Below are 13,615 nucleotides of genomic sequence, written 5' to 3'. Positions count from 1 at the left end.
GCCCCCTGTTGATTTTGGTGTAGGAACTTTAATTATACAGGCTCATATTGAATGGGTCTTTTTTTATTTATTTTGAGTGGTGCACTTAATATTACAATTCGTCAATCAAAAAGCGTCGTTATGCTCCCATATGCTTGGTATTTTACCAGATTATCGTTCGGGTGGTATCGGCGAAAAACTTAAATTAAAGCAAAAAGAAGAGGCGTTAAAAATAGGCTATGACTTAATGACATGGACATATGATCCACTTCAAACACGGAATGCATACTTGAATTTAAGTAAACTACATGGCGTCTGTAACACGTATATTCGAGATTGCTACGGCAAAATGTCGGATGAGTTAAATGACGGCTTGCCATCAGATCGTTTCCAAATCGATTGGTGGATTGCTAGTGATTATGTTAATAATTTTAGCCGGATCTTTTACAAGAATCCTCAATTACTCGATACATGGCATATCAATAACGAAGGCTTACCCGTGTTAGATGGTCATTTTAACACCGCACAAATCCTTTCGGAGCCGGCTTATTATGTACCTGTACCGAATAATATTGGTGAATTAAAAGCGGAAAATCTTGAGCTTGCACTAGATTGGCGCTACAAAACACGCGCGATGTTTGAAGAAGCTTTTGCACAAGGCTATGCGGCCATTGAGCTACATAAAACGTCGGATGCAGCCGTTTACTATTATTTACTCGTTCAAAAAAATACGTTAAAAATACCACAATAAAGGGGCAAATACGATGAGAATTGAACAAATTACTGTACGCAAATTACGCATGAACTTAAAAGGACCTTTCACAACGAGCTTTGGGACATTCAGAGAAAAAATCTTTTTATTAGTAGAAGTAAAAGACGAGCTTGGTAACACGGGCTGGGGCGAATCGGTCGCATTTGATGCACCTTGGTATAACGAGGAAACGTATAAAACGAACTGGATTATTTTAGAAGACTTCTTAATTCCATTACTTGAAGGGAAAGAAATCGAGCATCCAAGTGAGGTTAATGATATCTTCGAGCCGATTCGTAAAAACAATATGGCAAAGGCAATGGTTGAAGGAGCAATTTGGGATTTATACGCAAAACGCACAAATCAACCACTCTGGAAGGCACTTGGGGGCACCCGCGAAAAAATCGAGGTCGGTATTTCAATCGGCATTCAACCAGATACTGAAACATTAATGTCGTTTATTGATACCTACGTAGCGGAAGGCTATAAACGTATTAAAGTGAAAATCAAGCCGGGCTGGGATGTAGAGGTGATTCGTGCAATTCGTGCAAAATATCCAGACTTACCACTGATGGCAGATGCCAATTCTTGCTACCGCTTAGAAGACATCGACATGCTAAAAGAGCTGGACGATTTTAACTTAATGATGATTGAGCAGCCACTTGCATCAGATGATATTATCGACCATGCGCATATCCAAAAAGTATTAAAAACACCGATTTGCTTAGATGAATCGATTCATTCACTTGAGGATGCGCGTAAAGCGGTTGAGTTAGGTAGCTGTAAAATTATTAACATTAAAATTGGCCGCGTTGGTGGTTTAACTGAATCGATTAAAATACACGATTACTGTAAAGAGCAAGGTCTTGATGTGTGGTGTGGTGGTATGCTAGAGTCTGGTATCGGTCGTGCGCATAATGTTGCCATCACAACCTTATCAAACTTCACAATGCCAGGGGATACAGCAAGCGCAGACCGTTACTGGGACCAAGACATTACAGAGCCAATTGTGACAGTGGAAAATGGTTATATTACTGTTCCGATAGCATCAGGCATTGGTTATGAACCAAATATTCCATTAATGGAAACGTTCACTGAAGAGAAAAAAGTATATAATTTACGCACCCTTAACACTGTTCAATAATAAGAGAGCCGGTGAAGCCGGTTTTCTTTATGTAATAAATTATCAAAATATTCAAAAAAGAGGTGTTTCAAATGAAGAAGAGTATTGAAATGGCGGGGGCGTTTATTGGCGTTATTGTTGGCGCGGGCTTTGCATCGGGGCAGGAGATTTTACAGTTCTTTACGAGCTTTGGCTGGTGGGGTATTATTGGTGGGGTTATCGCGGCAGTGCTGTTTGCCTTTTTAGGAATGAATTTAACGACACTAGGAAGCCGCTTAAATGCGACATCCCATAAAGAAGTAATTTATAAAATTTGCGGCCGCTATGTCGGCGCTGTTGTCGATTTTATCATTACATTCTTCCTATTTGGTGTAGCAGTTGTCATGCTAGCAGGAGCGGGTTCGATTTTTGAAAATCAATTTAATGTACCAGCCGTATATGGTAGTTTATTTATGCTAGTCATTACAATTTTAACGTTGACATTTGATATTAATAAAATCATTGGAATTATTAGTGCGATTACACCATTCTTACTGTTATTAGTGCTAATTATTGCCGGCTATGCCGTATTTACAACGGATTTATCCGCTGCACAAATGAACACACTTGCGCAGAATCAAAGTGGATCGGCACCAAACTGGATTGTCGGCGCAGCACTTTATGTATCGTATAATTTAGCGGCAGGTGCTTCGATGCTTGCGGTAATGGGTGGTACACAAAAGAACGTGAAAATCGCAAAATTTGGTGGGATTTTCGGTGGTCTAGGCTTAGGCGTACTTATTTTATTAATTAGCATTGCCATGTTAGCAAAAATGGATGTTGTTGCTGGTGCAGATATGCCAATGCTATTGCTGGCACAAACCATGCACCCTGTACTTGGTTGGTTAATGGCCATTGCGCTACTTGGTATGATTTACAATACAGCAGTAGGCATGCTATTTGCCTTCTCTGCACGTATTGTTCCTTCAACGAGTAAGCATTTTAAATGGTTTGTATGGATTGTTGGCGCCGTTGCTTTCGGTGTAAGCTTCATAGGATTTATTCAATTAGTTAGTACGGTGTACCCAACAATGGGCTACTTAGGCTTCATTTTAATTGTCGCAATCGTTATTACGTGGTTTAAATATGCTGGTGCAAAATCAAAACAGCCAGAGCCCGTTGCCATTGTCGAAGAATAATAAAAATGCGGAATCACATTTTGTTGTGATTCCGCATTTTTTTATGGCATGAAAAATAGATTTTTGCCTTCCTTACACTTTTTTCTTTACACATTCATTATTTTTCTATAGAATACTAAAAGTACTCTAATTTGAGTACTATAATGAAAGTATGTAGAGAGAATGATGGAGGAATGACGAGAAGTGAGTTTTAAAAAGTTTTTTAAATCGATGGGTGTTACATCCTCGGTATTTATGGGTGTATTTTATGCGGTAGCCATGCTTGGTATTTTTTTACTTGGATATACGGCACTACCTGGACAAATGGATGAATTGAAAATTGCCTTTGTCAATGACGACAAGGGCAAGGCAGCAAAACAAATTGAGGACCAATTGATTGAAAGTCTGCCGTTTAAAACAATTGATACAGATTTAACAAATAAAGAAGCATTAAAATCATTAGAAGATAATGATTATGCATTAGTCATTCATATTCCAAAGGATTTTTCGAAAAATGCGAGTAAAGGTGAGTCAGCGCAAATTGACTTCACTGTAAATGAAGCCTCGGCTACAATGGTCGCTTCTAGTATGAGCTCCGTTGTAAAGGAAATTAACGCACAGCTAAGCACAAGCTTCTCCGAACAAACGGCACAAGGGGTATTAATGAGTATGAATGTTCCGGAGGATCAGGCGAAAGAAATTTCAAAACAAATTGAAGAAAGCTATGTAGGGAACTACGTGGTTGTCAATGATGTGCCAGATGGTATGCACAACAATATGCTGCCAATGTTCTTAACGATGGCATGTTATGTAGGGGCTATGATTGCGGCGATGCAATTAGTCGGATCATTTAAAATGTTCCTTGGCGAAGCTCCAAAAATTCGTTTATTCGGCTATGTACAATTGTCAGCGTTTATTATTGCGGTACTTGGAACAATTGCGGCATTAATTATTACGTATTTAGTAGCAGATGTGGATACGGCTACCATTTGGAAAGTAGCTTTACAGCAAATCCTTCTATATATGGTAGCCTTCAACTTCTGTGCGATGTTTACATTCTTAGTAGGTGAAGCGGGGATGATTTTAAACATTCCGGTATTACTTGCACAAACAATTGCCAATGGTGCTACAATGCCACGTGATATGATGTACGCACCATTTGAAGTTATGAGCTACATTACACCGATGTATCACTCCGTACAGTCGTATTTCGCAATTTTCTTTGGCTCAACAGACCCAGTTCCACATATTTGGGGACTTGCGGCAGTTGGTGCGGGCGCGCTTGTCATTAATCTATTGATTGTGACATTCCTTCACCGTCAAAAGTCTTTAAAAAAGCTAGCAGAAGATACTAAAGAAATTACAGCGTAACTTTGATATGATAAAGGGAGTTTCTATCAGCGGATGGAAGCTTCCTTTTACTATTTAGTACATTTTAGGAGTGGGGATATGTCTCTTCAAATTTATATCTTGGCGAAGTTAATGGAAGGCAATAATTATCCATATAAATTAAAAAAAGCACTGTCAGAGCCAATTCCATTTGCACAAATGGGCAATCTAACGGAAAGTAAGCTTTATTATCATTTTGATTCGTTAGTGAAGCAACAACTAATCGAAGAAGTTGAAATCATTCGTGAAGATAACCGACCAGATAAGCATGTGTTTGGTATTACCGAAAAGGGCCGAGAAGCGTTACCTGACATGATTTATAAGATGATTGAAAAAGCACAATCGCCAATTGAAATGGTCGTCAGTATTAATGCGATGCAATATGTTGATAAAGATCGTGTGATTACGATTTTAGAGAAAAAAATTGACAAAGTGAAACAGCATGAAAAAGAATTTGCGGCTGTTTATGAGCAAATTGATGTAGAAGAGCCGATTCTTCAATTTGTCGATGTGTTTGAAGGCTTTGTAAGTCAAACGACGACGCTACAACGTACGACGTATGAAAAAGTTATTCAGCTATTAAAAGAAGTGTAAGAAAAAAACCGTTCGTGTGGAGCGGTTTTTTTGTGTAATTTTTTAAATAAATGGCTACTCAATCGCTTTTGAAAGCGATATTTACACAATATCAGCTTACTATTATTTGGTAAACTAAAGTAGAGGTGAGGGCATGGATAAAGGCGTATTAATTCGAACGTATCGTAAACAGCAAGGGACGAAGCAAGATGATTTAGCCGTCGGCATTTGTACAACTTCGTATTTAAGCCGGATTGAAAATAATTTAGTGACCGCAACAGAAGAGGTGTATGCGCTACTGTTTCAACGACTTGGAAAAGTGTATGAAGATGTGCAACACGCGCATGATGAGATGGTGCAGGCACTAGAGGTGGTTTATCAAGCATTAGTAGATGATAAGCCATTAAATGATGCACAGCTAGCGCTTTTAACGACTAAAACAACCGCTGCGCTACATACAATGCAGCAGTTAATTTATGCACGGTATTTAACGCGGGAACAGCAATTCACGCAGGCAGAAGCCATTTTAAAAACAATCGGTCAGCCGCCGTTCACGAAAAATCGTCTAACAACGCTCTATATTGGCGTGACGACGTACTATCAATTAAGCACAGGTGCATATGAGTCGATTTTAGTGACAGAAAAGCAGGAGAATGCGCAGCTCTATTTCTCTAGAACGCAGTCATATGAGCAGGCGATTTATTTGTATCACGTGGCATTTGCGGCACATCGCCATTATCAATTTTCGTTAGCCGCACAGTATATAGAAAAGGCCATCGCGTTATTTACACATCGGTATCGTCCATTATTTCAATTGAAATTGTATTCGATGAAAGGCGTTATTTTGGCTGCGCGCAATCGCTTTGATGAGGCGATGGTAGAATATACGGCAGGGGTTGAGCTATTAGAAGCGGTGCCAGCGATTGCGACAAATAAGCAATGGGCATCCATTTTTAATAATATGGCCTTTTGCTTTGAACAGCAAAAACGCTATAAGGAGGCATCATACTATTATCAAAAATCCCTACAAGCATGGGACGATGTGCATACGATGATTAACTATTTACGCACCCTCGTTTTTTCGGGGGATGTTATTAAAGCTAAAGAGCTTCAGCAGCAGGAGCATAAGGCCTTTACAGCCGAGCATCATCAGCATCAATGGGCATTATTAGCTGCGCTACTACATCAAACATCTGCTACACAAGCGACATTCCAAGCACAAGAAGAGCCAGCAATGAAAGCCATTTGCGCCGCAAAGCATAAGGAGCTCATTTTACATTATGCACCTAAATTAGCTGAGATTTATGGCGAGTGGCATCAGTATAAAAAGATGGCCTATTATTATCAGCTAGCATATGAAACGAGTGAGGAGCTGCGTGTGCATGACTAGATGGCCGCGTTATTATTTGGCATTTTTAATTGGGTTAGGTGTATCGAATATTGGCAACTGGCTTTATTTGATTGCCTTAAATGTGTTTGTGTGGCGTCTGACAGAGTCGCCAGCCGCAGTTGCGGGCATTTATATCGTTGGCCCGGTTATTCGAATGATTAGTAATGTCGTAGCAGGGTCACTTATTGATCGCATGAATAAGAAAAAGCTCGTTATTTTAGTAGATGTCAGCCGCGCACTGTTTATTTTCCTCATGCCATTTGCGTCGGAGTTATGGATGATTTATCTACTCATTGCTTGTACAAATGTTGCGGCGACGTTTTTTGGCCCAAGTAGTACGTATTTAATTACGACGCTTGTGCGCGAAGAGCATCGTCTACGCTTTAATGCCATTAATGCAACATGTAGCTCAGGTGCATTTATGATTGGTCCAGCACTTGGAGGCATATTGGTCGCGACCACTTCGATTGCGACGACGATGTGGCTGAATGCCGCAAGCTTTTTAGTCTGTGCATGTCTTTTAGCACAACTTCCGGCGGTAAAACAGCAGGCACTTCGTACAAAATGGTCACTCAAAGAAGATTTTCGCATCGTTGTACGTTATTTGAATGGTCAGGCATTTCTAAAGCAGTTTTTACTGCTGTATACGATGGCACTCATGCTCGCCTTTGCACTTGATTCACAAGAGATGACATTTTTACTGCGTGACTTACATGTATCAGAAGCATTATATGGCCTGACCGTGAGCCTCGCTGGGATTGGTGCTGTTTTGGGTGGCATGGTCGCCGCGACTTTTGCGAAAAAATGGTCACAGCGCAAGTATATTCAGTATGGCTTTAGCCTGACACTGCTGAGTTATGGTTGCTTTTACGCTTCATTCCATTATGTGCTGGCAGTCATTAGCTTAATTGTATTAGGCTTTTGCATGGCGTTTAGTAATAGTGGCTATGCAACTTGGTATCAGCAAACAATTGAGCCGTCACTAATGGGGCGCATTGGCAGTGTGATTCAATTTGTGCAGGCTGTGTTACAAGTACTACTGACACTTTTACTCGGGGTGCTCGCTGAACGCTATTCACTGGCATCCGTAGCAATCGTCTTTGCGCTAATTGCTTTTATACTTAGCTTGTTTATTTGGAAAATTCCTAAGCCGTTTTTTCAGCGTATACAAAAAGGAGAAATCGCTTCGTAACGATTTCTCCTTTTATGATTAATTCACCATTTGCTCATTCACATAAGACGCATACAGCGGATGTGTTTTTAGTAATTCATGATGCGTACCATGACCGGTCACTTCCCCTTGCTCAATGAAGTAAATTTGGTCGGCATCGACAATTGTTGATAGACGATGTGCAATCACAAGTGTTGTACGTCCTTCCATCAATTGATCGAGTGCACGCTGTACCTTTTCTTCAGACTGCGAATCTAGGCTAGCAGTGGCCTCGTCAAGCATTAAAATTTTGGGATTGCGTAGGAATGCTCGTGCAATCGCAATCCGTTGTTTTTGACCACCAGATAATTTGACACCACGTTCCCCAATTTCCGTTTCTAATTTTTGTGGAAAGTTTGAAACGAAGGCATCTGCGTAGGCAAGTGCTAAGCCATGCCATAGTTCCTCGTCACTGAGTGTACGCCCAAGACCATATTGTAAATTCTCACGAATACTACCGGCGAATACCGCACTATCCTGTGATACATAGCCAATTTGTGCGCGCCAATCCGTTAAATCAAGCTGTTGAATATTTTGACCGTTAATCGCAAAGACGCCCCCTGTTGGCTCATAAAATCGCTCAAGTAATGCGAAAATAGTCGTTTTACCGCCACCACTTGGCCCCGCAAAAGCAATGACGGAGTTTGGGTAAGCATCAAAGGAAATATTTTTAAGCACGGGGCGGTCCTCATTATAATAGAAGGAAACATCGCGCGCTTGAATCGTTTGGCCGACGACATCGATTGTTGTGCCATTCCCTGCAGGCTCAAAAGATGTCGCTAAAATTTGTTCAATACGTTCAGTTGCACCCATTGCTTTTTGTACTTGCGCAAAGAACATCGCAAACGTTGCGGCGGGCATTAAAATGTTAAATAAATAGAGTAAAAACGCGACAAGTGACCCACTTGTAAGTGTGCCTGCTTGTACACGAACCGCACCATAGCCGAGAATACCGACGAATAGCCCTAAAATAACCGTCATCATAATTGGCTGTAGCACCGCTTCTACTTTGGCATCCTTGACCCCTAATTTAAAGATTTTCGCGATGAATGTACGCCCATTTTTGCGTTCAAAGGGTTCTCCATTACTTGCTTTAATTAAACGAATTTCCGTTAATTTTTCAGTCGCTTCTGCATTGAAGTCGGCTGTAGCACCTTGCAGCTGGCGTCCGATTTTCGACATAATTTTGCCGATTGGGAAGAGCACAAGTGCAACAATTGGTACTGCTAGAAACATAATCGACGCCATTTTCCAGTCCATAAAGAATAAAATAATCATCGAACCAATGAGCTGAATCGCGCCGGTAATAAAGCTAGGGAAGTGAGATGTCACAAGCTCCTTAATGACCCCTGTATCATTGACAAGACGCGAGCTACTTTCCCCTGATTTATGCTGGTCAAAATAGCTCACCGGTAATTTTAATAAATGATCCCATAATTTTTCACGCAATGTTTTTACGGCGCTTTCGCCAACATAGCGTAGCAGGAAGCCACCAATCGTGCCAAAAATAAGCTGTGCGGCAAAGGCGAGTAGTAAGATGCTAAGCATATTTAAATCGATTTTCGAGAGCTCACTCGTATCGACAAGTGTTTTCGTGAATTGTGGAACGAGTAAGCTTGCACCACTCGTCATTAAACTAAGAATAATACCTAATAAAAATAATCCTTTTTTAGGATTCACACGATTAATGAGTTTTAAAAAGTCCTTCATACTAAAGGTCGGCTTTTGTGCTTCCATCTAATGTCCTCCGTTACTGAAGTTTGTGCTGTTATTATAGGACGTGATTATCTAAAATATCAAACTAAAAAGTGGGTAGAAAATACATATAAAGATGAGTAGCTATGTGAATCGATATAAATTATTAAATGGTAAACCTAGTTTCTCATTTGTCAAACAGCTTTATTTAATAAATAAGCTTTTTAATCCAAAAAATGACGTTATTGTGTCAGGATATTTTTTCTAATTGAGAAAATTATAAGAGAAATAAGTGGGGTAATTCCATTAGATACAATTTTTTGACCTATTAGAGAAAATTTTGAATTATTCCAGAAAATTATTCTTAGTTAGATATAAAGTAAATGAAAATATATAGTATTTATAAAAGAGCGCTACACTAATAATTTTGAACGCTTCAATTAAACAAGAGCAAAAGGGTTGACAGAAAAACCTTTTCGTATGATAATTTAATTGTAAACAATAATCATTCTAATTAAAAAATGGTTATTAAGAAAATATATACGAATTAATTGGAGGAATATTTGATATGTCATTAGTAAACAAACAAATCTTACCATTCACTGCAGAAGCATTCCAAAACGGTGAATTCAAAACTGTAACAGAAGAAACATTAAAAGGTAAATGGGCTGTCGTAGCATTCTACCCAGCTGATTTCACGTTCGTTTGCCCAACTGAACTTGAAGATTTACAAGCTGAATACGAAACATTAAAATCTTTAGGTGCTGAAGTATTCTCAGTTTCAACTGATACTCACTTCACTCACAAAGCTTGGCATGACCATTCAGAAGCAATCTCTAAAATCCAATACACAATGATCGGTGACCCAACTCACACGATTTCTCGTAACTTCGACGTTTTAGACGAAGAAGCAGGTCTTGCTCAACGCGCAACTTTCTTAATCGATCCAGACGGTATCGTACAAACAATGGAAATCAACAACGATGGTATCGGCCGTAACGCTTCTCAATTAATCGACAAAATTAAAGCAGCGACTTACGTGCGCAACCACCCAGGTGAAGTTTGCCCAGCTAAATGGAAAGAAGGAGCAGAAACATTAACTCCTAGCCTAGACTTAGTAGGTAAAATCTAATTTCTTTGTTTTGAACATTGAAACGTAACACAACAGAGGAAGGAGCGCGATAATCCGCGCTCTTTTCTGCTATTAACATGAATGAACATACTCTCTGTCTTCTAAAATAGAGGTGGAATTTCGAACTTTCTTGAGAGTAAATCGAGAATGACTGTCACGTATAGAATGTACGGTTTGGAATGCCTATACGACACACAAACAGGATGATTTGAAAGGACGATGAATAATTATGGCATTACTAGATGCAAACATTAAAGCACAATTAAATCAATTATTGGCATTATTAGAAGGGGACTTAGAAATCACACTAAGTGCCGCAGACGATAAAACATCACAAGATATGCGCGAGTTAGTAACCGAACTTGCAGGCATGTCACCACGTATTACAGTAAAAGAAGCAACACTTGCACGTACACCAAGCTTTAGCATTAATAAAGCAGGTGAAGAAGCATCTGGCGTTGTTTTTGCCGGTCTTCCATTAGGTCACGAATTCAACTCATTAGTGCTTGCTTTATTACAAGTATCAGGTCGCGCACCAAAAGTAGATGATGCAACAATTAAACGTATCGAAGCTATCACAACGCCTCTGAACTTTGAAACATTTGTCAGCCTTACTTGCCACAACTGCCCAGACGTTGTACAAGCATTAAATATTATGGCTGTTTTAAATCCAAATATTACGCATACAATGGTTGAGGGTGGCGCGTATCAAGATGAAGTAAAAGAAAAAGACATTCTGGCTGTACCTGCTGTATATACAAACGGTGAATTTTTCGAAGGTGGTCGCATGTCACTAGAAGATATTCTAGATAAATTGGGTGCTGCACAAGATTCAACAGGCTTTGACGACAAGGAAGCATATGATGTATTAGTAGTCGGCGGTGGCCCTGCTGGTGCAGCTTCTGCGATTTATTCAGCACGTAAAGGCATTCGCACCGGCCTTATTGCAGAGCGCTTCGGTGGTCAAGTAAATGATACATTATCAATCGAAAACATTATCGGTACAAAAGCAACAGAAGGTCCTGCATTTGTAGCGAGCCTTGAAGCGCATGTGACGGAATATCCAGTCGATGTTATGAAAAACCAACGCGCGACACACATTGCGAAAAATGATTTAGTTGAAGTGACACTTGAAAATGGCGCTGTTTTAAAATCAAAAACAGTTATCTTATCAACTGGTACACGCTACCGTCAATTAGGCGTACCGGGTGAGCAAGAATTCAAAAATAAAGGCGTTGCTTACTGTCCACACTGTGATGGCCCATTATTTAAAGGTAAAGATGTTGCAGTCGTTGGTGGCGGTAACTCAGGCGTTGAAGCAGCCATCGATTTAGCGGGTATCGTCAACCACGTGTATTTACTACAACGTAGCGGCGAATTAAAAGCAGATATCGTGCTACAAAATCGTCTACGTAGCTTACCGAATGTTACGATTTTAACAAATGCGCTTACACAAGAAATTAAAGGTGCAGGTACTGTCAATGCATTAGCATATAAAGATGCCGTAACAGGCGAAGAAAAAGTCATTACACTTGATGGTGTCTTCATCCAAATTGGTTTATTACCGAACACTGAGTTTTTACAAGGCTCTGTTGAATTAAATCAAAATAATGAAATCATCATTGATAAACACGGTGCAACAAGCCTACCAGGCGTTTTTGCAGCAGGTGACTGTACAGATACCGCCTATAAACAAATCGTGATTTCAATGGGTTCTGGTGCTACAGCAGCACTTGGCGCATTTGATTATATGATTCGTTCAGACGTAAAAGAGTTAGTTGAAGTTTAAGGAATAGTGAGCACTTCTTCTTTTGAAGGGGTGCTTTTTTAATGGAGAAAAAAGGGCGTAAGGAATAAACTGAAGGCCTATCTTCATTCTTAGAAATCAGGGTAAAGAATAACAAAGGCATCTTACTTTTGAAATGAGGTGAGAATTGTGAAAAAAGGTATAAAAGCAATGCTGGTAACCGCGATTGGGGCGTCTGGATTGACTTTTGGCATGCATGCCTCTGCTGGCGAGACGATTACAAATGGCGTAATGTTTTTACCAAGTACACAAAAGACGTATACGACATATGATCATTATATGAAACCGATGAAAAATACATTCCGCTATCAGTATGGTGATTCAAAGCGTGAGCGAATTAGTAATACAACAAAAGGCTATACGTATTACTACGCAGAAGACCGTCTCTTTATGCTGGAGAAGAATACACATTTCTATATTTTTGTCCCTGTTAAATTTCCATTAACAGAAGGTAAAACCTATTCACAAAGTTATCCAATCGAAGGTCAAACAGTCAAATGGAAAGTAACCGTTCAAGATATTGGCGGCATGAAAAAAATTGGCACAAAAACGTACACCAATGTCATGCGTCTGAAATTTGGAAACGGTGATAAACTATTATTCGCAAAAAATCATGGCTTGATTCAAGCACTGCATTTAGAAAACGGTAAATACGTGACGGATTTTAAAATTGTAGATTATAAATAATAAAAAACCGCGTCTTTACGGCGCGGTTTTTGCGTGGTTAATAGACGGGCTTTTTTCAAGCACCTCAAGCTATTGTTTATAGGCATATTCAAAGCCCTTAGTTGAAAATCAGTGAGTTCAATAGCGTCTAGACCTTTCGCTTGATTAGTTTGAACGTAAGGCCTTTAAGGTTTTCATGTAATCAGGATTTTGATACCCAAAGTAGTCATGTAACGCTGTATAAAGTCCGTAAAGTTGCTGATATGTAGCGGCATCTTTTGATGGCTCAATGACTTTTTCAAGAGGTGGTGCCATTTTTGCGATAGCTTCTGGCACAGTGTTATAGTGTTTTGTGGCTACGGCTGCTAAAATCGCAGCACCAATTGCTGGCGCATATTCTGATTCGGAAATGATAATAGGCTGATTCATCACGTCTGCATAGATTTGCATTAACAATTGATTTCGTTGAGGCAGGCCACCCGTTGCAACAATACGGTCAATTTTCATACCAGCTTGTGTATACGTATCAACAATTTTTCGTGCAGAATAGGCTGTTGCCTCTAAATAAGCGCGATAAATTTCCTCAGGCTTTGTCTGGAGCGTTAACCCGATAAGAGTACCTGATAAGTTAGGGTTGGTTGAACTACCCCCACTTAGCCGTTCTTGGAACGTTGCTTGAAGTGGGAGATTCCTACGAACAGTGCTTGCTTGTTTCCAGTTGCTCGAAACAGCGGCTTCACTTT

At 39.9% G+C, this 13,615-nt stretch carries 12 protein-coding genes; 10 read left to right on the top strand and 2 right to left on the bottom strand.

The window, feature by feature from the left end:
- Positions 1-130 precede the first annotated feature (130 nt).
- The 7 genes from ACFSY7_RS11355 (at position 131) to ACFSY7_RS11325 (ending at position 7,554) form a co-directional block, all read left to right on the top strand.
- The gene (locus tag ACFSY7_RS11355; RefSeq protein ID WP_380147911.1) at positions 131-730 is read left to right on the top strand and encodes a GNAT family N-acetyltransferase; all 600 of its coding nucleotides are present in this window, start codon (positions 131-133) and stop codon (positions 728-730) included.
- Between the two features lie 13 nt (positions 731-743).
- A complete protein-coding gene (menC, locus tag ACFSY7_RS11350) occupies positions 744-1,874 on the top strand; it encodes an o-succinylbenzoate synthase (RefSeq protein ID WP_380147910.1) in 1,131 nt (376 codons plus the stop codon).
- Between the two features lie 71 nt (positions 1,875-1,945).
- Complete coding sequence (locus tag ACFSY7_RS11345) at positions 1,946-3,031, top strand: YkvI family membrane protein (RefSeq protein WP_380147909.1); 1,086 nt, start codon at positions 1,946-1,948, stop codon at positions 3,029-3,031.
- A gap of 183 nt (positions 3,032-3,214) precedes the next feature.
- Positions 3,215-4,381: a YhgE/Pip domain-containing protein gene (locus ACFSY7_RS11340; RefSeq protein ID WP_380147908.1), complete on the top strand. Its 1,167-nt coding sequence runs from the start codon at positions 3,215-3,217 to the stop codon at positions 4,379-4,381.
- A 78-nt stretch (positions 4,382-4,459) separates the two neighbouring features.
- Complete coding sequence (locus tag ACFSY7_RS11335; protein WP_139993385.1) at positions 4,460-4,993, top strand: PadR family transcriptional regulator; 534 nt, start codon at positions 4,460-4,462, stop codon at positions 4,991-4,993.
- 133 nt (positions 4,994-5,126) lie between these two features.
- Positions 5,127-6,362, top strand: a complete 1,236-nt coding sequence (locus ACFSY7_RS11330) for a helix-turn-helix domain-containing protein (protein WP_380147907.1) — start codon at positions 5,127-5,129, stop codon at positions 6,360-6,362.
- Positions 6,355-7,554 carry an MFS transporter gene (locus ACFSY7_RS11325; RefSeq protein WP_380147906.1) on the top strand — a complete coding sequence of 400 codons (1,200 nt, stop codon included), beginning with the start codon at positions 6,355-6,357 and terminating at the stop codon, positions 7,552-7,554. Before ACFSY7_RS11330 ends, ACFSY7_RS11325 begins: the two co-directional genes overlap by 8 nt.
- 18 nt (positions 7,555-7,572) lie before the next feature.
- On the opposite strand, the gene ACFSY7_RS11320 is transcribed toward ACFSY7_RS11325, so the two are convergent.
- Complete coding sequence (locus ACFSY7_RS11320; RefSeq protein WP_380147905.1) at positions 7,573-9,309, bottom strand: ABC transporter ATP-binding protein; 1,737 nt, start codon at positions 9,307-9,309, stop codon at positions 7,573-7,575.
- A 526-nt stretch (positions 9,310-9,835) separates the two neighbouring features.
- Between ACFSY7_RS11320 and ahpC the strand changes: the two genes are divergently transcribed.
- The 3 genes from ahpC to ACFSY7_RS11305 all read left to right on the top strand — a co-directional run bounded on the left by ahpC (position 9,836) and on the right by ACFSY7_RS11305 (position 12,893).
- Entirely contained in the window at positions 9,836-10,399 is a 564-nt protein-coding gene (gene ahpC / locus ACFSY7_RS11315) for an alkyl hydroperoxide reductase subunit C (protein ID WP_126990022.1), read from the top strand.
- Between the two features lie 229 nt (positions 10,400-10,628).
- Complete coding sequence (gene ahpF / locus ACFSY7_RS11310) at positions 10,629-12,188, top strand: alkyl hydroperoxide reductase subunit F (protein ID WP_380147904.1); 1,560 nt, start codon at positions 10,629-10,631, stop codon at positions 12,186-12,188.
- Between the two features lie 147 nt (positions 12,189-12,335).
- A complete protein-coding gene (locus ACFSY7_RS11305; RefSeq protein ID WP_380147903.1) occupies positions 12,336-12,893 on the top strand; it encodes a hypothetical protein in 558 nt (185 codons plus the stop codon).
- 144 nt (positions 12,894-13,037) lie between these two features.
- Here the strand turns inward: ACFSY7_RS11305 and ACFSY7_RS11300 are convergent.
- Positions 13,038-13,615: FGGY-family carbohydrate kinase (locus ACFSY7_RS11300; protein WP_380147902.1), on the bottom strand; the 578-nt coding region annotated here is incomplete at its 5' end.

It is taken from the genome of Kurthia populi, assembly GCF_042686175.1.
GTDB lineage: Bacteria > Bacillota > Bacilli > Bacillales_A > Planococcaceae > Kurthia > Kurthia populi.
Note: the sequence above shows the minus strand (reverse complement) of the source record. Positions and strands in the feature narration are given on the sequence as shown.